At 72.9% G+C, this 20,403-nt stretch carries 20 protein-coding genes; 11 read left to right on the top strand and 9 right to left on the bottom strand.

Annotated elements, in window-relative coordinates:
• Positions 1-73 precede the first annotated feature (73 nt).
• The 4 genes from OG455_RS09385 (at position 74) to OG455_RS09370 (ending at position 4,547) form a co-directional block, all read left to right on the top strand.
• Entirely contained in the window at positions 74-1,315 is a 1,242-nt protein-coding gene (locus OG455_RS09385) for an EfeM/EfeO family lipoprotein (protein WP_266292012.1), read from the top strand.
• Positions 1,312-2,658 (top strand): iron uptake transporter deferrochelatase/peroxidase subunit, encoded by a 1,347-nt coding sequence (gene efeB / locus OG455_RS09380; protein WP_266292010.1) that lies wholly within the window; start codon positions 1,312-1,314, stop codon positions 2,656-2,658. Before OG455_RS09385 ends, efeB begins: the two co-directional genes overlap by 4 nt.
• A gap of 88 nt (positions 2,659-2,746) precedes the next feature.
• On the top strand, positions 2,747-3,520 hold the full coding sequence (locus OG455_RS09375) for an ABC transporter ATP-binding protein (RefSeq protein WP_266292008.1): 774 nt from the start codon (positions 2,747-2,749) through the stop codon (positions 3,518-3,520).
• 154 nt (positions 3,521-3,674) lie between these two features.
• Positions 3,675-4,547 carry an alpha/beta fold hydrolase gene (locus OG455_RS09370; RefSeq protein ID WP_266292006.1) on the top strand — a complete coding sequence of 291 codons (873 nt, stop codon included), beginning with the start codon at positions 3,675-3,677 and terminating at the stop codon, positions 4,545-4,547.
• A 68-nt stretch (positions 4,548-4,615) separates the two neighbouring features.
• Here OG455_RS09370 and OG455_RS09365 read toward each other — a convergent pair whose 3' ends face one another.
• Entirely contained in the window at positions 4,616-5,368 is a 753-nt protein-coding gene (locus OG455_RS09365; RefSeq protein ID WP_266292004.1) for an ABC transporter permease, read from the bottom strand.
• Between the two features lie 283 nt (positions 5,369-5,651).
• Between OG455_RS09365 and OG455_RS09360 the strand changes: the two genes are divergently transcribed.
• Together OG455_RS09360 and OG455_RS09355 are read left to right on the top strand one after the other, a co-directional pair.
• Positions 5,652-5,930: an acyl carrier protein gene (locus tag OG455_RS09360; RefSeq protein WP_266292002.1), complete on the top strand. Its 279-nt coding sequence runs from the start codon at positions 5,652-5,654 to the stop codon at positions 5,928-5,930.
• A gap of 3 nt (positions 5,931-5,933) precedes the next feature.
• Positions 5,934-7,229 (top strand): cytochrome P450, encoded by a 1,296-nt coding sequence (locus OG455_RS09355; protein ID WP_266292000.1) that lies wholly within the window; start codon positions 5,934-5,936, stop codon positions 7,227-7,229.
• A gap of 36 nt (positions 7,230-7,265) precedes the next feature.
• On the opposite strand, the gene OG455_RS09350 is transcribed toward OG455_RS09355, so the two are convergent.
• The 5 genes from OG455_RS09350 to OG455_RS09330 all read right to left on the bottom strand — a co-directional run bounded on the left by OG455_RS09350 (position 7,266) and on the right by OG455_RS09330 (position 11,451).
• Positions 7,266-8,027 carry a class II glutamine amidotransferase gene (locus OG455_RS09350; protein ID WP_266291998.1) on the bottom strand — a complete coding sequence of 254 codons (762 nt, stop codon included), beginning with the start codon at positions 8,025-8,027 and terminating at the stop codon, positions 7,266-7,268.
• 88 nt (positions 8,028-8,115) lie between these two features.
• Complete coding sequence (locus tag OG455_RS09345) at positions 8,116-8,919, bottom strand: amino acid ABC transporter permease (protein WP_266291996.1); 804 nt, start codon at positions 8,917-8,919, stop codon at positions 8,116-8,118.
• Positions 8,916-9,581, bottom strand: a complete 666-nt coding sequence (locus OG455_RS09340) for an amino acid ABC transporter permease (protein WP_266300710.1) — start codon at positions 9,579-9,581, stop codon at positions 8,916-8,918. The genes OG455_RS09345 and OG455_RS09340 overlap by 4 nt, the downstream gene beginning before the upstream one ends.
• 5 nt (positions 9,582-9,586) lie before the next feature.
• Positions 9,587-10,528 carry a glutamate ABC transporter substrate-binding protein gene (locus OG455_RS09335; protein WP_266291995.1) on the bottom strand — a complete coding sequence of 314 codons (942 nt, stop codon included), beginning with the start codon at positions 10,526-10,528 and terminating at the stop codon, positions 9,587-9,589.
• 170 nt (positions 10,529-10,698) lie between these two features.
• On the bottom strand, positions 10,699-11,451 hold the full coding sequence (locus OG455_RS09330; RefSeq protein WP_323185450.1) for an amino acid ABC transporter ATP-binding protein: 753 nt from the start codon (positions 11,449-11,451) through the stop codon (positions 10,699-10,701).
• Between the two features lie 116 nt (positions 11,452-11,567).
• Here OG455_RS09330 and OG455_RS09325 point away from each other — a divergent pair, with 116 nt between their 5' ends.
• A complete protein-coding gene (locus OG455_RS09325) occupies positions 11,568-12,506 on the top strand; it encodes a LysR family transcriptional regulator (protein WP_266291993.1) in 939 nt (312 codons plus the stop codon).
• A gap of 253 nt (positions 12,507-12,759) precedes the next feature.
• The gene (locus OG455_RS09320) at positions 12,760-14,112 is read left to right on the top strand and encodes a DUF2254 domain-containing protein (protein ID WP_266291992.1); all 1,353 of its coding nucleotides are present in this window, start codon (positions 12,760-12,762) and stop codon (positions 14,110-14,112) included.
• Positions 14,113-14,193: 81 nt separating this feature from the next.
• Here OG455_RS09320 and OG455_RS09315 read toward each other — a convergent pair whose 3' ends face one another.
• On the bottom strand, positions 14,194-15,240 hold the full coding sequence (locus OG455_RS09315; RefSeq protein ID WP_266291990.1) for a phosphotriesterase: 1,047 nt from the start codon (positions 15,238-15,240) through the stop codon (positions 14,194-14,196).
• Between the two features lie 187 nt (positions 15,241-15,427).
• On the opposite strand from OG455_RS09315, the gene OG455_RS09310 reads away from it, so the two are divergent.
• Entirely contained in the window at positions 15,428-16,252 is an 825-nt protein-coding gene (locus OG455_RS09310; protein ID WP_266291989.1) for a class I SAM-dependent methyltransferase, read from the top strand.
• Between the two features lie 121 nt (positions 16,253-16,373).
• Here OG455_RS09310 and OG455_RS09305 read toward each other — a convergent pair whose 3' ends face one another.
• Positions 16,374-17,006 carry a TetR/AcrR family transcriptional regulator C-terminal domain-containing protein gene (locus tag OG455_RS09305; protein WP_266291988.1) on the bottom strand — a complete coding sequence of 211 codons (633 nt, stop codon included), beginning with the start codon at positions 17,004-17,006 and terminating at the stop codon, positions 16,374-16,376.
• The gene (locus OG455_RS09300; protein WP_266291987.1) at positions 17,003-17,434 is read right to left on the bottom strand and encodes a hypothetical protein; all 432 of its coding nucleotides are present in this window, start codon (positions 17,432-17,434) and stop codon (positions 17,003-17,005) included. Before OG455_RS09300 ends, OG455_RS09305 begins: the two co-directional genes overlap by 4 nt.
• A 249-nt stretch (positions 17,435-17,683) precedes the next feature.
• Between OG455_RS09300 and OG455_RS09295 the strand changes: the two genes are divergently transcribed.
• A complete protein-coding gene (locus tag OG455_RS09295) occupies positions 17,684-18,400 on the top strand; it encodes a hypothetical protein (RefSeq protein ID WP_266291985.1) in 717 nt (238 codons plus the stop codon).
• A gap of 421 nt (positions 18,401-18,821) precedes the next feature.
• Complete coding sequence (gene lysA, locus OG455_RS09290; protein WP_266291984.1) at positions 18,822-20,249, top strand: diaminopimelate decarboxylase; 1,428 nt, start codon at positions 18,822-18,824, stop codon at positions 20,247-20,249.
• Positions 20,250-20,403: the final 154 nt, after the last annotated feature.

The following is a 20,403-nucleotide window of genomic DNA, read 5'->3' as shown; positions in this document are numbered from 1 at the left end:
AGGCGCCGTCGGCCTCCGCTCCCCCCGCGTGGGGGCGGCGGCCGGCGGCCCGACCGAAGGAGCGTCCCTCCCCATGCCCGCGCCGAACCCGTTCCCCGGTGCCGTACCCAGTGCCGTCGCCGGTGCCGTCCGCCGGCGTCCGCTGCGCAGCGCGCTGATCGGCCTGCTGGTGCTCGCCGGCGCGGGCCTGCTCGGCTCCGCCCCGGCCGGCAGCGACTCGGCCGGCCGCGCCCCGGCCGCGCCCGGCGGCACGCTGCGGATCTCCACGACCAGCTGCGGCACACCGCCCGCCGAACTACCCGCCGGCCCGCTCTCGTTCGCCGTCACCAACACCACCACGGTCTACGCGGCCGTCTACCTGACCTCGGCCGACGCGAGCCTGGCCTATGCGGAGATCACCTGGCTGGGCCCGGGCAAGACGCTGCCGCTGGCCACCACGGTGACCGGCGGCCAGTACGCGATCCGCTGCGTCTTCTCCAGCGGCCCGGTGGTCGCCACCGGCACGATCCAGGTCGACGGCACCGCGAGCGGCGCGGTGGCCGGCGTGCTGCCGATGAACGACAAGGAGCTGACCGACCCGGTCAACGCCTACCGCGCCTACGTCGAGGCGGCCCTGCCGGGCCTGCTCGCCGACACCCGCACCCTGGACGCCGACCTCGCCAGGGGCGACCTGGCGGCGGCCCGCACCGACTGGCTCACCGCGCACCTGGACTACGAGCGGCTGGGCGCCGCCTACAACTCCTTCGGCGACTTCGACGACTCGATGAACAGCACGGCCGACGGCCTGCCGCAGGGCGTCGACACCCCGGACTGGACCGGCTTCTTCGCGCTGGAGTACGGCCTGTGGCACGGCTGGAGCACGGATCGGCTGCACTCGCTGGGCGACCAACTGGTCAGTGACGCGAGCGGGTTGATCGACGACTTCCCCAGCGAGGACACCGACCCCGGCGACCTGCCGCTGCGCGCCCACGAGATCCTGGAGAACGCGCTCCAGTTCCAGCTGAACGGCATCGCCGACTACGGCAGCGGCACCACGTTGGCCACCCTGGGGGCCAACATCCAGGGCACCGAGGAGGTGCTCAGCGTGCTCGCCCCGGTGATCCAGCCGCGTGACGCGGCGCTGCTGGCCCAGCTCGACCAGGCGCTGCCCGCGCTGGCCGCCGAGGTGGCGGCCGCCAAGTCCGCCGACGGCTCCTGGACCCCGGCCGCGAAGCTCGATCCGAGCCGCCGCCGGCACCTCGACGGCGACGTCGGCGCGCTGCTGGAGCAACTGGCCGTCCTGCCCAACCTGCTGACCCCGAGGAACCACGCATGACCAGGCCGGACCCCACCGACCCCGCTCTCGCCCCCGTCGCTGCCGCCCCCGTTGACGCGGCCCTCGGCGACGGGGCCCCTGCCGCCCCGGGGAAGTGCCCCGTGGCACCGCCCACCGGGCTGCGTCGCCGGGCTTTCCTGCGCGGCGCCGGGCTGACCACCGCGCTCGGCGCGGGCGCGCTGGCCGGAGCCTTCGCGGCGGGAGCCGACGCCACCACGGCGCCCGACCCCTCCGGGCGGACCATCCCGTTCCACGGCCCGCACCAGGCCGGCATCACCACCCCGCCGCAGGCCGCGGCGAGCTTCGTCTCGTTCACCGTGATCGCGCCCGACCGGGCCGGACTGCGGCAGCTGTTGGGCGTGCTGACCGACCGGATCGGCGCGCTGACCGCGGGCGGCCCGGTGCCCGCCACCGACCTCGCCTCGCCGCCCACCGACAGCGCCACCCTCGGCCCCGTGTTGCCCTCGGACGGCCTCACCGTGACCGTGGGCGTGGGCGCCTCGCTCTTCGACGGCCGCTTCGGCCTGGCCGGCCGCAAGCCCGCGCGGCTGGTCGAGATGCCCGCCTTCCCCGACGACGACCTGGTGGGCTCCAAGGAGCTGCACGGCGACCTCTCGCTGCAGATCTGCGCCGACTCCCGGGACACCGTGATGCACGCGCTGCGCGACATCACGCGGCACACCCGCGGTCTGATGCAGGCGAGTTGGAAGGTGGACGGGTTCCACGCCGCGCCCCGCCCCAGCGGCACCCCGCGCAACCAGCTCGGCTTCAAGGACGGCATCGCCAACCCCGACACCGGCGATGCCAAGGTCACCGACGCGGTGCTGTGGACCCACGGCGGCGCGAACGGCGAGCCGGCCTGGGTGGAGGGCGGCTCCTACCAGGTGATCCGGATCATCCGGATGCTGGTCGAGTTCTGGGACCGGGTCTCGCTGCACGAGCAGGAGACGATGATCGGCCGCCGCCGCGACTCGGGCGCGCCGTTGGATGGCACCGTCGAGTCCGACCTGCCGAACTACCAGGCCGACCCGCAGGGCCTGATCGTCCCGATGACCGCGCACATCCGGTTGGCCAATCCGCGCACCGCCGACACCGCCGACCAGCTGATCCTGCGCCGCGGCTACAACTACGAGCGCGGCCTCGACCTGGACGGGAACCTGGATGTCGGGCTGGTCTTCTGCTGCTACCAGCAGGACGTGAACCGGCAGTTCACCGCCGTCCAGCAGCGCCTGGCCGGGGAGCCGCTGGTCGACTACATCTCCCCGACCGGCGGCGGCTACTTCTTCGCGCTGCCCGGCGTGAAGGGACCAGGCGACCGGTTCGGCTCGGCGCTGCTGGCCTGACCAGCAGCGTTGAATATCCGACAGGCACACGTTCTGTCACCTGCGCGAGTGATTGACCAGCGCCGACCGCTTCTGTGATCTTGGATCCATGAGGAAGGTCGGCGAGCCGGACGGCGTCGTGGTGGAGGCGGACGGGCTCCGCGTGGTGCGGGGCGGCCGGACGGTCCTGGTGGACGTGGGATTCTCCGTGCCGGCCTGCTCGGTGACGGGGCTGCTGGGGCCCAGCGGGTGCGGGAAGTCGACGCTGCTGAGGTCGGTGGTCGGCATCCAGGCCGGCCTCGGCGGGCGTCTGGAGGTGCTGGGTCTGCCGGCGGGATCCGCCGCTCTGCGGGGCAGGATCGGATACGCCTCCCAGGCCCCGTCCGTCTATCCGGACGTCAGTGTCCGGTCGAACCTGCGGTACTTCGCGACGGCCCTGGGCGTGCCGCGGGCTCGGCGGACGATGGAGGTCGACCGGGTCATCGCGGCCGTGGATCTGGTCGCGTGTCAGCGCCGGCTGGTGCGCCGGCTGTCCGGCGGCCAGCGTGCCCGGGTGTCGCTGGCGGTGGCGCTGCTCGGCTCGCCGCCCCTGCTGGTGCTGGACGAGCCGACGGTCGGGCTCGACCCGGTGCTGCGACGGGAGATGTGGGAGCTGTTCGCCTCCTTCGCGGCACAGGGCGTGACCATGCTGGTCTCCAGCCACGTGATGGACGAGGCGGATCGCTGCGATCGGCTGCTGCTTCTGCGGGAGGGCCGTGTCCTGGCGCACGGCCCACGGGATGAACTGCTGGCACGCACCGGCACCGATCGGGCGGAGAGCGCCTTCCTCGCCCTGGTCGAGCAACGTTGCCCCGCACCACTCCTCGCCGCGCGCGATCGGTAGGTGCCCGGGGGTGGCTGCTACGGAGATCCAGGTGAAGGCCGCGTCGAGCTCGCGGGCCGATTCCTGGCGCGACCGGTGTCGGTTTGACGAGAGAGGGAGCGTTACCGAGGTGGCACAGCCTTCCGCACGTGTGAGGGTCATCCGTGATGGGCCGATGGTCTTCGAGGTCGAGGTCCGGACCAGCCGGTCGCCGCGCATCGCTCCCGTCCTGGCGATCCGGGCGCCGGCCGAGAGCCTCAGGGCCACGCGGCCCCAGGCCGAGGCGATCCTGCCGTGGGCCGACCTGGTGGGTGTGACGATCGGCGGAGTCACGACTCCCGGCGTGCTGCCGCAGGGGTGCGGCCTGGAGGACCTCGCGGACGGCCTCGGGAGGGTCCTGGACGAGCTCGGCCTGCCCCGGGTGAACGTCTGCGGCAGCTCCTTCGCCGGAGACCTGGCCTACCGCTTCGCCGTACGCCACCCCGACCGGTTGGAGCGGGTCGTACTCACGGGTCCGGCCGGTCGGGCCCGTGACCACCTGCCACCCGGGGTGGGTCCGAGCGAGATGGCGACCCGCCTGCTGCGGTCCGGCCGCTCCGCGGCGGCCGACTTCATCTCCTCGGCGCTGCTGTGCCTGGATCCCGCGCTGCCCGTGCTCGGACGTGCGGTGCTGCGGCGGGCGTTGCTCGAAAGCATGCACCGTTGCGACGATGCTGAGCTCAGCAGGTGGCTGCGGTGCCTGGAACTCCAGTACACGGTGTCGCCGCTGGTCGGTGAGGGGCCCTCGGTACCGCTGTTGGCCGTGACCGGCGAACACGACGTCCCCGCCCCTCCGGCGGAGTGCCGCGCCCTTGCCGCACGTTGCCCCGGCGGGGTGTTCGCCACGATCAAGGAGAGCGACCACTTCGTCTTCCTCACCCGTTCGCGCGAGCACCTCGATCTGACACGCCGTTTCCTCCTGGACGAACCTCTCGACCACCTGCCCTACCTCGCCGAGCTCGAACGCCCCTACCGCCCGGTCCCGGCCGGTTCGGCGGTCACCGACTGATCAGCGCGGAACCGGCCTGGAGGAGCGTGCACTTCGCCCCCGATCGCCCCCGATCGCGTCCTGATCGCTCACCGGGTGCGTCGGCGCAGGGTGGCCGCACCGCCGAGGAGGACCGTGAGGGCAGAGCACCACAGGGTCGCGATGTCGTGGATGAACACCGTGCTGATCTCCCGGTGCAGGCGCACCTGGGTGGCGCCGTCCACGGCGTACGACAGCGGGAGGAAGTGTGAGGCCTGCTCCAGCGCGGCCGGCAGGCGGTCGCGCGGCACCAGGACGCCGCTGAGCATGAACTGCGGCAGGAGCAGCCCCGGCATGAACTGCAGGGCCTGGAACTCGCTGCCCGCGAAGGCGCTGACGAACAGTCCGAGTGAGAGGCCGAGGATGGCGGCGCTCATGGCGGTGAGCAGCAGCAGCCACCAAGGGCCGGCGATGTCGAGGCCGAGGACCCGCAAGGCCAGGGTGGTGATGACGGAGCCCTGGACCGCGGCCACGGTGGCGAACCCGAGGGTGTAGCCGGCGATCAGATCGGTCTTTCCCAGAGGCATCGCCAACAGGCGCTCCAAGGTGCCCGAGGAGCGCTCACGCTGGATCACGATGGAGGACACCAGGAACATGCTCACGCAGGGGAACACCCCGGTCAGCGATCCACCCACGGCCTGGAACGCCGCCGGCGTCGACCGGTAGACCTCCTTGAGCAAGGCCAGCAGCCCGCACGGCACGGTCAGGATCAGCAGCACGGTCCGCAGGTCGTGCCGGAGTTGATCGAGCACACGGTGGGCGGTGGCCAGGGTTCGCGGCAGCGATGACCGGATCCACCTCATGACCGGATCCGCCTCGCGTTCCCCGCCGCTCGGCCCGCGCCGGAAGTGAGCGACGGACTCCCCTGCCATCTGACCTCCACCGTGAGATACCGCACGGGGCTCCCTGAGCTGTCCCGCCCTGTCCGTCGTTCCGCTTCGGAGCGGACAACGAGGCAGCTGGCCCGCGGACACGCTCCGGACTGCCGCGTGTCGTCTGCTCTCCCCGGCCGTTAGAAGGCACATGACCTGCACCGAGGCAGCACCAACCCCAGCAATCGGACACCGTCCGGTCGGAGAAGGACAGATGACTTCAGCACCCACGGAGCCGGCCCTCAGCCGGGCAAGCCTGATCGGGATCCTCGAAGGAATCACCATGATCTCCGCGGCGGAGATCGACGACACCGTCACCTTCGAGTCCTTGGATCTGGACTCCCTCACCCTGGCGGAATTGCTGGTCGCCGTCGAGGACGAGACCGGCCGGCAGATCGACTTCGGCCTGGACTTCACTCCGGCCACCACCATCGGTGAGGCCCACCACACCCTGAACTCCGCGCTCGCCACGGTGCGGCCCTCGGCCGGCTAGCCCATGGAGAGCGCGCTTTTCTCGCCCGCCCCCGCCCCCGCCGGTCGCGCTCCCGCGGCGACAGCCGGCACCGGGCCGGTGGACCTGCTCGCCGCCCAACTGCCTTTCGACCTCGCCGGTGCGGCCTTCCGCAGCGATCCCTACCCCTTCTTCGAGCGGTTGCGAAGCGAAGCCGGACCCGTCCACCGCACGGCCTCCGGAGCCCTGGTCGTCCTGGGGCATCGCGAATGCGCCGCCGCCCTGCGCAACCCCTCGCTCGGGCACGGTGCCGGCTCGGCACGGCAGACCACCGGCTACGGGATGCCGGCGCGCTCCTTCCTGCGTACGGACCCACCCCACCACACAGACATCAGGCGCCTCGTCAGCGGCGCCTTCACCCCGCAGGCCGGCCTACCGCTGCGACCGCTGATCACCCAGCACCTGCACGCGCTGCTCGACTCGGCCTACCGGCGTGAGCGAGTGGACGTCGTCACCGACATCGCCCAACCACTGGCCATGGGGGTCATCAGTCACCTGCTGGGCATCCCCGCCGACGAGCAGGACAGGTTCCAACAGTGCTCGGGCACGGTCATCGACGGAATGGACCCCGCCAGCCTGGTCGATGAGCGGCAGCGGCGCCAGGCCGCACAGGCCCGCATCACCCTGGTGCAACACCTGCGCCTGCACCTGCGCCGAACCGAGGAAGCCGGCCCCGGGGCCGCGTCCAGCGTGCTGGCCAGGCTGGCCGCCCCCGTGTCGCCGGACACCGGCCCCCTTCCCATCACCGAAGCGATCGCCACGGCGGCCCAGTTGTTGGCCGCTGGATACGAGACCACCGTCGCACTGATCAGCAACGGACTGCACGCGCTCCTGACGCACCCCCGCCAGCTCGGCCACCTCACCGCCACGGGCCCCGACGAGCAGGCCATGCAACAGGCCGTGGAGGAACTCCTGCGCTACGAGCCGCCGGTGCAGCTGACCCTCCGCGTCGCTCTGGCCCCCACCACCGTGGGCGGGCAACACGTACCCGAAGGCACCGTCACCCTCCTGGCGCTCGGCGCGGCCAACCGCGACCCCGACGTCTATGACCGCCCCCACGACCTGGACGTCACCCGGGACACCCAGCACCTCTCCTTCGGCCTGGGACCGCACTTCTGCCTGGGCGCACCACTCGCTCGCCTGGAGGCCCGACTCGCGCTGGACGCCCTGCTCCGCTGCCGGCCCATCCTGGTGGAGGAGGAGGTCAGTTACGTCAAGTCGGTCTTCACCCGCAGCGTGCAACATCTCCGCGTGCGCTTGACCGGCCCGCCGTCCCCGTAGGCTGCGCCCCGCTCGCCCGCTCGCCCGGCCGGGGCGTCAGCCGGTCTGCACCCGATGGGTGGAGACCCGCAGGTCGGCGCGGCGGATCTCCAGCACCTGGCGGTAGGGGAGCACCGACCAGCCGGCCTGTTCCGGCTGCGGACCGATGCCGCTGGAGGCGACCACCGCCCGCTCGGCGTCCGCCTGGTAGCGCAGTCGGAAGAAGTCGGGGCCGCGGCGGCGGCTCACCTCGGAGTCCGGGTCCTCGTCGGCGTAGGCGTAGAGCGCCTGCGGGGTGAGCAGCAGGCAGTTGAGGCTGGCGAAGCCGGCGTGCGCGCGGATGTCGGCGGCGGCCCGGGCCAGCGCGTCGACGGGGTCCTCGGTGCGCAGCCGGGCCAGCACCCGCAGGAAGTAGCGCTCGGAGTCGGTGTCGCCCCGCGCGGCGGCCAGCAGTTCCGGGCCGATCAGCGCGTCGACGGCGTCGACCGGGGTGAACCAGCCGTTGTGGGCGAAGGCGATCGCCCCGGCGCTGAACGGGTGGGTGTTGCGCGGCTCGGTGGGCAGCCCGGGACTGGCCATCCGGATGTGCAGCAGCGCGGCATCGGTGACCGTCTCGGCCAGCGCCTTCGGGAACGCCTCGCTGGCGTGCGCGGCCAACACCTCCTTGGCCACGGCCAGTTCGCCGTCGGTGCGCCAGGCGGCGATGCCCCAGCCGTCGCGGTGCTCCCGGGAGAGTCCGGTGAACGGCTCGACCAGGTCGGCGAGCGAGTCGGCCAGGCGGATCGGGGCAGGGGTGACCACGCCGAGCAGGCGGCACATGCCGGTTCCTTTCAGCTGCGCTGCGGGGAGGAGGAGGTGGGAATTCGCGGGAAGGTGCGCGAAGTCGCCGGAAGATGGATCGGCGGTTCTAGCCGTCGGACCGGCGGCGGTCGAGCAGGGCGGCCAGCCGGGACAGCCCGGCGTTGATCAGCACGTAGCAGGTGGCGCCGATCAAGTAGCTGGAGAGCACGGTGTGGTAGTACTCGCCCAGCACCTGGGTCTGGTGCAGCAGTTCGACGTAGCTGACCACGTAGCCCAGCGAGGAGTCCTTGAGCAGCCGCACCAACTGGCTGACCAGTGCGGGCAGCAGCTTGCGCGCGGCCTGTGGCACCACCACGAAGCGCATCGCCTGCCAGTACGTCATGCCCAGGCTGTAGGCGGCCTCGGCCTGCCCGCGCGGCTGGGCCAGCACCCCGGCCCGGAAGATCTCCGCGACCACCGGCACGTTGCTCAGCACGATCGGCAGCACCAGCTGCCAGAAGACCGGGAAGGTCACCCCGGCCCTGGGCAGCGCGAAGAGGAAGACGTAGAGCAGCAGGAGCAGCGGCACCGCCCGGAACAGCTCCACGTAGCCGCGGGCCAGCGCGCGCGGCAGGCGGGCCCGGCCGAGCCGCAGCAGCGCGATCGGCACGGCCAGAGGGAAGGCGATCGCCGCCGCGACAACCGTCACCAGCAGCGTCCTGCCGATGGCGTCCAGCAGGAAGCGGATGATCGGCCACTGCCCGTACATCGACCACTGGTCGGCGTCGAGCTGCCCGTGTGCGGCGAACTGACGGATCATCAGAGCCAGCAGTCCGGCGACCACGATCAGGGTGGCCCCGGTGGCGATCCTGATCCGGCGCCGGGCCCTGGGGCCGGGCTCGTCGAACAGCAGGCGGTCCTGCTCGCTCATCGGCGCACCGCCACCCTCTTCTCGATCTGACCGGCGACCAGCCCGGAGGTGAGCGTGATCAGCACGTACACCACCGTGGTGGCGGCGAACGTGGTCAGCGGCTGGTCGTACTTGAGCGTGGTGAACTCGGCCTGCCCGGTCATCTCCGCGACCCCGACCGCGGCGGCCAGCGAGGTGCTCAGCGCCAGGCCGATGAAGACGCCCGCCAGTGGCTGCACCATCGAGCGCAGCGCCTGCGGCAGGATCACGTGGCGGATGTTCTGACCGGCCGTCAGGCCGAGCGCGCGGGCCGCCTCGGCCTGGCCGACCGGCACCGTGCGGATGCCCGCGCGCAGCACCTCGCAGACGAACGCCGCCCAGTACAGCGCCATGGTCAGGGTGACGGTGGCGAAGAGCGAGAAGAGCAGGCCCACGTCCGGCAGGCCGAAGACGAAGAGCACCAGCAGCACCAGCAGCGGGATGTTGCGGAACACCGTGACGTAGGCGGTGCCCAGCGCGCGCAACGGCGGCACCGGGCTGATCCGGCAGACGGCCAGCAGCACGCCCAGCACCAGCGCGCCGGCGAAGGCCAGCCCGGTCATGGCGAGGGTGAGCAGCAGGCCGTGCCCGAGCGGCCCGAGCGTGTGCTCCAGACCGCCCGGCAGGGCGAGTTGCCTCGGCACGGTGCTCAACTTCCCTGCACGGAGCCGATCACCGGCGGGGTCGGCGCGCTGCCGCTGAGCACGCTGCCGATCGTCGCCTGCCACAGCTTGGCCCACTCGCCGTCGGCCTGGATCTGCTTCAACCAGTCGTTCACGAAGGCCTTCATCTCCGGCGAGGCCAGCGGCACTCCGATCCCGTACGGCTCGCTGGTGAACGGCTGGCCGACCACCTTGACCTTCGGGTCGCGGTACTGGTCGCCGAGCAGCAGCGCCTGGTCAAGCACGTAGGCGTCGGCGCGGCCCTGCTCTACCGCCTGCTGGCACTCGGCGTTGGTCTGGAAGAGGATCACCTTCGCGGTGGGCGCGTACTGCTTCAGGTCGTTGGCCGCTGTCGAACTCGACTCGGTGCAGACCGTCTTGCCCGCCAGGTCGTCGACCTTGGTGATGCTGGTGTTGTCCTTGGCCACCAGGATCGCGTCGCCGGAGGAGTAGTAGGGGCCGGCGAACGCGACCTTCTGCGCCCGGGCCGGGGTGATCGTGTAGGTCGCGAAGACGGTGTCGACGGTGCCGTTCTGCAGCAGCGTCTCGCGGGTGTCCGCGGTGACCAGCACCAGGTTCTCGCCGGCCTTGCCGGTGATGTACTTGGCGAGCAACTGGGCGAGCCCGGCGTCGAAGCCGGTGAGCTTGCCGCTGACCGGGTCCTTGAGCGAGAAGAGCGCCGAGGTGTCGGTGCCGCCGACGTTCAGCGTGCCGCGGGCCTTGATCTTCGCCATCAGGCTCCCGTCCGGGATGGCCGAGGCGGGGGCCACCGGGCCGGCGTCGAGCACCTGCTGGAAGGTCGGCGCGGCCGCGCCGCCGCTGCTCTTGGGCGTCGGCAGCGTGGCCGAACTGCCGCACGCGGTCAGGGAGATGGCGCAGGCCGCGGCGAGCGCGGCACCGGTCAGGGAGAGGCGTGACCTCACGTGCACGGACGGGATCCCTTCATCAGGGGCGGAGGAGGCGAAAGCTGCGCAGGCAGCGGAGGTGACGGCGGCGCGGCTGGGACAGCGGCGCGCGGCAGGGGGCAAAGGGGGGCGGCAGAGGGCAGAGGGGAGAGGTCAGCGGGGAGTGGGGAGCGGGGAGCGGGGAGTGGGCGGGATCAGTGGTGCAGGATCTTGGACAGGAAGTCGCGGGCCCGCTCGGTGCGCGGCGCCTCGAAGAACTCCTCGGGCGTGCCGGTCTCCAGGATCCGGCCCTGGTCCAGGAAGACGACTCGGTCGGCGGCCCGGCGGGCGAAGCCCATCTCGTGGGTCACCACGAGCATGGTCATCCCCTCGGCGGCCAGCTCGACCATCACGTCGAGCACCTCTTTGATCATCTCCGGGTCGAGCGCCGAGGTCGGCTCGTCGAAGAGCAGCAGCCGCGGACCCATGGCCAGCGCCCGGGCGATCGCCACCCGCTGCTGCTGGCCGCCGGAGAGCTGGGCCGGGTAGGCACCGGCCTTGTCGGCGAGCCCGACCCGTTCGAGCAGCTCGCGCGCCCTGGCCTCGGCCTGCGGCCGTGCCACCCCGGCCACCCGGACCGGCGCGAGCGTGAGGTTCTCCAGCACGCTCAGGTGCCCGAACAGGTTGAAGGACTGGAAGACCATCCCCACCTGGGCGCGCAGCCTGGCCAGTTCGCGTCCCTCGGCGGGTAGCGGCACGCCGTCCACGCTGATCGTCCCGGAGTCGATCGTCTCCAGCCGGTTGACGCACCGGCAGAGAGTCGACTTGCCCGATCCGGAGGCGCCGAGCAGCACCACGACCTCACCGCTGTGCACATCCAGGTCGATGTCGCGCAGCACCCGCTGCTCGCCGAAGGACTTGTTGACCTTCTCCAGGCGGACCAGGGCAGACCTGTCGGCTTGGCTCATCGCGGACTGTCACCCCCTTGGCGCTCGCTGTGGTCCGGCCAGCATGGCGGCGGTGAAACTCATATGTCCAGTAGGGGTTTTAGAGTAAAGCAATAAACATCCTTTATCCTTGATCAGTGTTCGATGTGCGTCAACTGCAAGTGCTCGCCGAAGTCGCCCGTACCGGCACCTACACGGCTGCCGCCGACGCGCTCGGCTACAGTCAGCCCGCCGTCAGCTACCAGATGCGGACGCTGGAGCGGACCGTCGGCGCCGCCCTGGTGACCAGGAGCGGGCGCGGCGTGCGGCTCACCCAGGTCGGACTGGCCCTGGCCCGGCACGCCGAGACGGTGCTCGCCGCACTGCGCACCGCCCAGGACGAGGTCGGCGCGCTCACCGCCGGGGGCGGCGGCCAGGTCCGGCTGGCCGCTATGCAGAGCGGCTGCGTGGCGCTGGTGCCGGCCGCGCTGGGCGCGTTGCGGCGCAGCCACCCCGAGCTGGAGGTGGTCGTCACCCAGACCGAGTGCCCCGACTCGCACCGGCTGGTGCTGGCAGGCGAGGTGGAGCTGGCCATGATGTGCGACCACGAACTCGACCGGACCGACGGGCCGGGCCTGCTGCCCGACCCTCGGCTGCTGCGACTGCCGCTGCTCACCGACCGGCGCTGCGTGCTGCTGCCCGCGGACCACCCGCTGGCCGCCGCGCCCACCGTGGCGCTGGGCGAACTCGCGGGCGAGCGCTGGGTGCTGGAGAGCGGCCGGGAGCGGTTCCTGGCCGCCTGCCAGGAAGCCGGCTTCGTCCCGAAGGTCGCCGCCACCTCCGACGACCAGCTGACCATCCACTGCCTGGTGGCCAACCGGATCGGCGTGGCGATCATGAACGAACTGGGCGTCGGCGCCCACACCGACCCCCGGGTGGTGGCCCGCCCGCTGCGGGGCTGGCCGACCCGCCGGATCTTCGCCCTGCTCTGGCCCGACATGGTCCGGGTCGCCCCGGTGGCCGCGCTGCTCGACGCGCTGCGCGCGAGCGCCGACGCCCACGGTGGCACGCCGGGCTTGATCCGGACCGGGGTCTGAGACGGGCGTCTGGGTCCGGCGTCTGGGTCCGGCGTCTGGGACTGGTGTGTGAGACAAGCGTGTGGAACCAGCGTCTGGGCCCGGCGTCTGAGACCGGCGTCTTGGTCCGGTGTCTGAGACCGGCGTCTTGGTCCGGTGTCTTGGTCTGGCGTCTGGCTCTCGTGTCTGGGTCCGGCGTCTGAGACCACGGGCAAGCGGGAGCCGTCCGTCCTGCTTAGGCTGGTGGTGTCCGACCGGCCTGGCAGGACAGGTGGTGGGTGAGGTGATCCACGGGGTCCACCTGGAGTCGCACTGGCGCAGGGAGGCGCTGCGGACCAATCTGTGGCTGGTGCCGACCCTCGAAGTCCTGCTCGCCCTCGGGCTCTTCTTCGGCACCTGGTCGCTGGACCGCGCCGCCTACCGCGGCGCGATCACCCTGCCGTCCTGGGTGATCAGCGGCACCGCCGACGCGGCCCGGCAGATTCTGGCGTCGATCGCGGCGGCGCTGATCACCGTCGTCGGCGTGGTCTTCTCGATCATGATCGTGACGCTGACGCTGGCCTCCACCCAGTTCGGGCCGCGGATGCTGCGCACCTTCATCCGGGACCGCACCACGCAGTTGACCCTGGGCACCTTCGTGGGGACCTTCGTCTTCGCGATGCTCGCGCTGATCTCGATCGGCCCGGCCTCGCACGGCGACTTCGTCCCGCACCTGTCGATCACCGTCTGCATGGTGCTGGTCCTGGTGGACCTCGCGGTGCTGATCCACTTCATCCACCACATCGCCACCTCGATCCAGCTGCCGCGCGTGATCGCCTCGATCGCCGCCGACCTCTCGGCCGCCATCGAGGCCGGCGCGGGGGAGCCGGAGTGGGAGGGCGGGACCGAGCGCGGCCCCTCGGCCGAGGAGCTGACCGACCGGCTCGACACCGCGGGTGCCGCTGTCCCCGCGCCGGCCAGCGGCTACCTGCAGTTCGTCCGGCACCGCACGCTGGTGCGGATCGCCACCGAGCTGGACGCGGTGATCCGGCTCGACCACCGCCCGGGCCACTTCCTGGTCCAGGGACACCAACTGGCCACCGTCTGGCCGCCCGAGGCCGCCGACGCGGCGGCCCGCAGCTTCGCCCGGGCCCACCTCACCGGCTCCTCCCGCACCCTCACCCAGGACATCGCCTTCGCCGTCGACCAGTTGGTGGAGATCGCGATCCGAGCCCTGTCCACCGCGGTCAACGACACCTTCACCGCGCTGACCTGCATCGACTGGCTGGGTGAGGGGCTGTGCCGGATCGCCGCCGACTGGCACCCCAACCCCGTGCACCGCGATGCAGAGGGCCGGATCCGGCTGATCGCCGCGCCGGTGAGCTACGAGCGGCTGGTGCAGCGCGCCTTCGAGAAGATCCGCCAGGCGGCGCACGGGATGCCCGCGGTGCTGATCCGCCAACTCGACGCGCTCGCCGAGATCATGGTCGGGACCACCGGCGAGGAGCAGTGCGCCGTGCTGCTCGACCAGGCGGCGATGATCGACCGGTTGAGCGCCGAGACCGTGACCGAGGCGGCCGACCGCGAGGACGTGCACCGCCGCTACCTGGCCGTGCTCGCGGCCCACGCGAGCCGGGCCGAACGCTGAGCGGGCCGAGTGCTGAGCGGGCCGGGCCGTCAGGAGTTCCTGGCGGTCAGGAGTTCCGGGCGGTCCGCCAGCTCCGGCCGGTCAGGAGCTCCGGTCGATGGTGAGCAGTCGGACCGGATTGGTCCGCAGCATCTCTTCGAGCCGCGCTTCATCCACGCCGCGCTCGGCGAGCAGCCCGGTGAAGACAGCCGGCAGGTAGCGGTACCCCCACCGGCCGTGCGTCGCGGGGTTCGCCCACGCCTGGCCGCCGGTCAGGTCCATCGAGAGCAGCACCTGCCCGGCGTGGCCCTCGGCCACCAGACGGGCCAGTCGGTCCGCCCGGGTGAGGTCGGAGTGCCGCAGCGCCCGCTTCGGGTACTCGCCGTCCGGTGCGGTGTCCGGGGGTCGCGGCGTGCGCAGGTCCCAGAACTGCTTGCCGATCGAGTCGAAGGCGATGTTCACCCCGGTGTCCAGCACCCGCCGGACGTGGTCGAGGTCCGGGTGGTTGTCCAGGTGCCCGATCACCACCCGCTCACGGGGCACGCCCTCCTGGTCGAGGATCGCGATCTGCTCCAGGGCCATGGTGCCGTGCGTCGTGTGGGTGCTCACGGCCAGTCCGGTCGCGTGGTGCGCCCGCGCGGCCGCCCGCAACCCCCGCTCCTCGTGCGCGGTCACCTCGCCGAGCCCGGTCGGCTGCTCCCCGAGGATGCCCGCCCGGACCCGGCCCTCGCCCTCCCCGGCACCCTCCCCGGCCTCGTCCCAGCGCCCCGCGCCGATGCCCTCCGTCGCGTCCGCGACGAAGCGCCGGGTGAGCTCCGCGACCCCGGCGGCCCGCACCCACGCCGGGCTGAAGTCCGCCCGGTAGGTCGCCGTCCCGGCGATGACGTGCAGCCCGCTGCGCCGCGCGATCTCGCGCAGCAGTACGGTGTTGGCCCCGTCCGCGTCCCGTCCGGCGTCCCCGTACGGGCTGAGGTCGACCACCGTGTCGATGCCGTACGCCGTGAGGCCGCGCAGCGCCGCCACCGCCGTGTCCACCGGATCCTGCCCGAGCCCGGGGCCGGGCGTCAGGCAGAGCAGGTGCTCGTGCGAGAGCACCCGGCCGAGCCGCTCGGGTTCGACCGGCCCGAGGACGGTCTGCACATGTGGCACGGTGGGCTCCTCTGTCGCGTTTCGGCCGGGTGGCGCTCCGGCCGATTCTCGGACCCGGACACTTCGGTAGCGGCCGAACCGAACTGAACCCAATCCCAACCCCAACCCGAACCGGCCGAACCGCCCCACGCCCCGGAGCATCTCTGCTTGGATGGTCGCTTCGGACACGAAGTGGGAGGGGTCGGCCATGGGGGACCAGGCGTCGCGGGTCGCGGAGCGCGCGCTGTCGTACGGAAGCGTCGCGGAGGTCTACGACCAGGCGCGGCCCGGGTATCCGCCGGAGCTGTTCGCGCACCTGGCCGAGCGGGTGCCCGGTCGGCGGGTGCTGGAGGTCGGGGCCGGGACGGGCAAGGCCACCCTCGGCCTGCTCGCCCAGGGCTTCAGTGTCACCTGCGTCGAGCCGGTGGCCGAGATGGCGGCGGTCCTGGCGCGACGCACCGAGGGCGAGCCGGGTGCGCGGATCCACCTCGGCACCTTCGAGTCCTTCGCGGCACCCGCCGGGCCCGGCGCCTTCGACGCGCTGCTCAGCGCGCAGGCCTGGCACTGGACCGACCCCGCCACCCGGCTGGACCGGGCGGCCGCGCTGCTGCGGCCCGGCGGCTTCCTCGGGCTCTTCTGGAACAGCGGCGCGCTCCGGGAGCAGCGGGCCTTCGCGGCCCTTGAGGCGCTCTACGACGACTTCGGCCTCGTCGGCGACGACCGCCCGGGCGAGCCGATCGGCAGCACCGAGGCGGTCGCGGCGGTCCAGGACCCGAACACCTGGCCCGCCGACGAGATCGCCGCGCACCCGGCCTTCGACTACCTCGGGACCAGCCTCTTCCCGTGGCACCAGGAGTTCACGGCGGCCGGGTTCGCCGATTTCCTGTCGAGCACCTCGCCCTACCAGGTGCTCGAACCGGCCTTCCGCGAGCGCCTGCTCGCCGAGGTCACGGCGATGGTCCGCGAGCGCTTCGCGGACCGGATCACCCTCGACTGGTCGACCCAGAGCTACGACGCCCGCCGGGCCGCCTGAAGGCCCAGGCCCTGAGGCCGACCCACGGTCCGGTTTACGCCCGGCCGACACCTCGACAGCCCGACAGCCCGACAGCCCGACAGCCCGTCCGGCCGTCCGGCCGTCCGTCGGAGGCTCGCGCCTACCGGCTGCCGAGCCGCTGCCGGAACCCCAGCACCATCGCGTCGAGGCCGGCGGCGAACCACTCCTCGTAGAACCCGGCCGAGGCCACCGGGCCGCCCTGTTCGGCGCCGGGTGGCGTGCCGACCTGGGCCAGCGCGTGGCCCAGCACGAAGACGCCGACCGACTGGACGGCCGTCAGCGCCTGCTCCACCGTGATCCCGGCGGCGTCGAAGCGGGCGAGCACCTCGGCGACCATCGCCTGCCCGACCTCCGCGTCCACCGGGTAGGTGGCCAGCAGGACCACGGCGTGCGGATGGGCGAGCAGCGTGCGCCGGTAGGCGTGGGCGAGCCGGTGCAGCGCCTCGGGCCACTGTGCGCCCGGATCGACCTCGACCTCGGTCGAGGCGGCGAGCCGGTTGACGACGGCGGCCAGCACCGCGTCGCGGTTGGGCAGGTGCCGGTAGAGCGACATCGCCCTGACGTCGAGTTCCGCGCCGAGGCGGCGCATGGTCAGCGCCTCCAGCCCCTCGGCGTCGATCAGGGCCACCGCCGCGCCGACGATCGCGTCGTGGCTGAGCACGGCCGGCCGCCCCGGCTTGTTGGCGGGCGGCGGGCCCGGGGGCGTCGACGGGGCAGGCGGAGTGCTGGTCATGAGCTCAGCATGACGGCCGCGGTGCTCGCGCACATCGCCAGGGTCAGCAGGCCGACCACCATGTGCTGCACGTCGGGGACCACCTGGTGCCCCTCGGTCGGCAGGATCTTCAGCGTGCGGGCGTAGTCGCGCCGGTAGAGGTCGCGCTGGGCCTGGCTGCTGCGGCCCAGGTACGGCAGCCACCAGCTGATGGTGTGGCCGATGAGGATCAGGCCGCAGAGCGCCGCGGCCGTGATCAGCGACCAGCCCCGGTCCAGCGCCACCCCGCCGGCGATCAGCAGCGGGAACGGGTAGTTGACGGCGGCGGCGATGAACCGCGGGCGCAGGTTGCCGGGTGCCAGGTCGTTCAGCGGGAACATCGGCAGCCATTCGGTGACGATCAGCCAGGCCAGCCAGAGCAGGGGGAGGGTGACGGCGACGGCGTGCACGAGCGGCTCCTTCGGGAGTTTGTTGACGCCGTAAGCTTACGCCGTACATTAATTCCCGCGCAAGGCTTCGCGGCAGGCCCGGTGTGGGGCGTGGGGGGCGTTTGGGCGGGGCGCTCGGGATGCTCGGGATGCTCGTGCTCCGGGTAGCTTCGGCGTGCCACGGGGCCCGATCGACCGCTCACCGCAGAGGATGGCGTCGGGGGCCGGACGGGCGCGGGCCGAGGGGCGCGGGTCGAGAGGAGCCTCCTGATGGGCTGGTGCGAGCTGCCGGCGGTCGTGCTGCGCCACGGCCCGTTGGTGGCCGGCGGCGCCGCGCTGGCCGTCACGCCGGGGGCGGTCTGGGGCCTGGGGATGCTGCTGGAGCGGCGGCGGCCCCGGTTGCGGGAGGAGTACCTGGCGATCTCGCTGGGCGACCCGCTACTCGCGCTCGCGGTCGGCCTGGGGGTTCGGCAACTGCACGGGGCGGCGCCGGCCGGCCCGGCCGCCCCGCCCTGCGCGCTCGCCTTCGCCGCCGGCTGCCTGGGCTTCGGACTGCTGCAGTGGCGCGCGGAGCTGCGCGCCGGGTACTTCAGCCGCGCACAGGCGCTCGCCCCCACCAAGATCTGGCACCAACTGGTCGTCTATCCCGCGCTCGGCGGCTGGCTCTGGAGCGCGGTGCTCGGCGGGCTGCGTGCGGCGGTCGGCGGCACGGCGAGCGGCGCGGCACCGGGCCTGGCCGACCGCGCCGGCCAGGTGCTGCCGGTGCTCTGCGTGCTCGGCTGGGCCGCCACCCACGGCTACGACCGTCGGCACCCCAAGCTGGGCCACCCGCCCTACGACTGGCGGCGGCTGCGCCCGCACCGCCGCCCCTGGGCCGCCACCTCCACCACGCTGCGCGCCTACCGGGACGCCCGGCCGTGCCCGGCCGCCGGGGTGCGGCTGCCGTCGGAACCCCAGCCCCAGCCCCAGTCCGACGCGCTCTCCTGAGCCCTCGCCGACCTGTGGCGTCCTGGGGTGGGGAGGTTGATCCGGCCAGTCATCATGTCGCTCTGTCTCCAATCCGAGGGCATGCCGGAATGATTGCCATGGGTCGTGGCGGCCGCCATTGATTCAGGCATGCCTGAATCAATGAGCCGGGCACGCCATGCCGGCACGCCATGCCGGCACGCCATGCCGGCACGCCATGCCGGCACGCCATGCCGATGCGCCCTGTCGGGGCGCCAACCCTGCACCGGTGCCGCCCGCCGTCACCCCGTTGCCACACCGCCGTCAAGGTCCCGTGAAGGACGGCGGACTCCGCGTAGCCCGCGCGTCAAAACGGTGCGCGGACGACGCGTCGCGGGGCTCCACTGGAGGCGGGCCGCGCTCTTCGGCGGGCCCGCGCCGCGCGTGGAAGGAAGCGTCCGCCATGACCGATACCCAGGTCGTCACCCAGGTCGTCACCCCGTTCGCCACTCCGGTCGACACCCGCCCGCCGCTCCCTGGCCGCCCCACCGCGGCCCACCGCCCGGGCCCCGGGGCCGACCGGCGGCCGCAGCCGCTGGGCAGCCCCTGGCCCGCCTCCGCCCGGGTGCGCGCCGACGGTGAGGTGCTGATCAGCGGCGTCGGCCTGGAGGAGGCGGCCGACCGCTTCGGCACCCCGCTCTACGTGCTCGACGAGGCGGAGGTCCGGGCCCGCGCCCGCGCCTACCGCGCGGCCCTGCCGCACGCCGAGATCCTCTACGCGGCCAAGGCCTTCCTGTGCAGCGCGATGGCCGACTGGGTCGCCGAAGAGGGCCTGGGACTGGACGTCTGCTCGGCGGGCGAACTGCGCCTGGCCACCGCCGCCGGCTTCCCGCCGCACCGGATCCTGCTGCACGGCAACGCGAAGTCGCCCGAGGAGCTGCGGCTGGCCCGGCGGCTGCGGGTGGACCGGATCGTCATCGACGGCCTGGCCGAGATCCCCCGGCTGGCCGCGCTGGCGATCGCCAACGTGCCGCAGCGGGTGCTGATCCGGGTGCTGCCCGGCGTCGCCGCCGGTCATCACAGCGCGGTGCGCACCGGGGTCGACGGGCAGAAGTTCGGCTTCGGCATCGCGGGCGGCGACGCCGCCGAGGCGATCAGCCGCACGCTGGCCCAGAGCAGCCTGCGACTGGTCGGCCTGCACTGCCACCTGGGCTCCCAGATCACCGACGTCGAACCGTACTTGGCGGCGCTCGACCGCTTGGTGGAGCTGCTCGCCGAGGTCCGCGACCGGCACGGCGTCGAGCTGCCGGAGCTGGACCTCGGCGGCGGCCACGGCGTCCGCTACCTGTCGCAGGACCGTGAGCTGGACCTGGTCGAGTTCGCCGCCGCCGTCAGCGAGCGCCTCGCCACCCGGTGCGTCGAGCGGGGCCTGACCGTGCCGCGCCTGACCGTCGAGCCGGGGCGGGCGATCGCCGCCCCGGCGGGGGTGGCCCTCTACCGGGTGCTGTCGGTCAAGCACACCGCCGGCGGCCGCACCTTCGTCGCCGTCGACGGCGGCATGAGCGACAACCCGCGCCCCGCGCTCTACGGTTCGGCGTACGAGGTCCGGCTGGTGGGCCGGAGCTCGGCGGCCCCGACCGCCGTGGTGGACGTCGTCGGGCGCCACTGCGAGGCCGGCGACGTGCTGGTCCACGACGCCGCCCTGCCCGCCGACCTGCGCCCGGGCGACCTGCTGGCCCTGCCGGCCGCCGGGGCCTACCAGCTCTCGATGGCCTCCGGCTACAACCTGGTCGGCCGCCCCGCCGTGGTCGCGGTACGTGACGGCCGCGCCCGGCTGCTGATCCGCCGCGAGACCGTCGAGGACTTCCGCGCCCGCGAGGTCGGCCGCTGAGCTCCTTCCTCATCCTCCGGCCCGTGGTCGGCCTGGGCCGACCCACCGCACCTGCCGGCTCCACCACGACGGCGAACTCCCGCTACCGGGGTCGTTAACCGGATGCGGGGTGGTGGGCCGTCAGCTAGGAGCGTGGGTCAGTAACGAGCAAGCA

The organism is Kitasatospora sp. NBC_01287, assembly GCF_026340565.1.
Lineage (GTDB): Bacteria > Actinomycetota > Actinomycetes > Streptomycetales > Streptomycetaceae > Kitasatospora.
The sequence above is the reverse complement of the archived record's forward strand: the minus strand, read 5'-3'. Positions and strand labels throughout refer to the sequence as shown.

What these genes read in the sequence shown, in the direction of transcription:
- lysA (WP_266291984.1), top strand. Translation starts at nt 18,822, where the DNA reads ATGACCGATACCCAGGTCGTCACCCAGGTCGTCACCCCGTTCGCCACT.
- OG455_RS09345 (WP_266291996.1), bottom strand. Translation starts at nt 8,919, where the DNA reads ATGAGCGAGCAGGACCGCCTGCTGTTCGACGAGCCCGGCCCCAGGGCC.
- OG455_RS09350 (WP_266291998.1), bottom strand. Translation starts at nt 8,027, where the DNA reads ATGTGCCGCCTGCTCGGCGTGGTCACCCCTGCCCCGATCCGCCTGGCC.
- OG455_RS09355 (WP_266292000.1), top strand. Translation starts at nt 5,934, where the DNA reads ATGGAGAGCGCGCTTTTCTCGCCCGCCCCCGCCCCCGCCGGTCGCGCT.
- efeB (WP_266292010.1), top strand. Translation starts at nt 1,312, where the DNA reads ATGACCAGGCCGGACCCCACCGACCCCGCTCTCGCCCCCGTCGCTGCC.
- OG455_RS09375 (WP_266292008.1), top strand. Translation starts at nt 2,747, where the DNA reads ATGAGGAAGGTCGGCGAGCCGGACGGCGTCGTGGTGGAGGCGGACGGG.
- OG455_RS09330 (WP_323185450.1), bottom strand. Translation starts at nt 11,451, where the DNA reads ATGAGCCAAGCCGACAGGTCTGCCCTGGTCCGCCTGGAGAAGGTCAAC.
- OG455_RS09295 (WP_266291985.1), top strand. Translation starts at nt 17,684, where the DNA reads ATGGGCTGGTGCGAGCTGCCGGCGGTCGTGCTGCGCCACGGCCCGTTG.
- OG455_RS09305 (WP_266291988.1), bottom strand. Translation starts at nt 17,006, where the DNA reads ATGACCAGCACTCCGCCTGCCCCGTCGACGCCCCCGGGCCCGCCGCCC.
- OG455_RS09365 (WP_266292004.1), bottom strand. Translation starts at nt 5,368, where the DNA reads ATGAGGTGGATCCGGTCATCGCTGCCGCGAACCCTGGCCACCGCCCAC.
- OG455_RS09370 (WP_266292006.1), top strand. Translation starts at nt 3,675, where the DNA reads ATGGTCTTCGAGGTCGAGGTCCGGACCAGCCGGTCGCCGCGCATCGCT.
- OG455_RS09360 (WP_266292002.1), top strand. Translation starts at nt 5,652, where the DNA reads ATGACTTCAGCACCCACGGAGCCGGCCCTCAGCCGGGCAAGCCTGATC.
- OG455_RS09385 (WP_266292012.1), top strand. Translation starts at nt 74, where the DNA reads ATGCCCGCGCCGAACCCGTTCCCCGGTGCCGTACCCAGTGCCGTCGCC.
- OG455_RS09310 (WP_266291989.1), top strand. Translation starts at nt 15,428, where the DNA reads ATGGGGGACCAGGCGTCGCGGGTCGCGGAGCGCGCGCTGTCGTACGGA.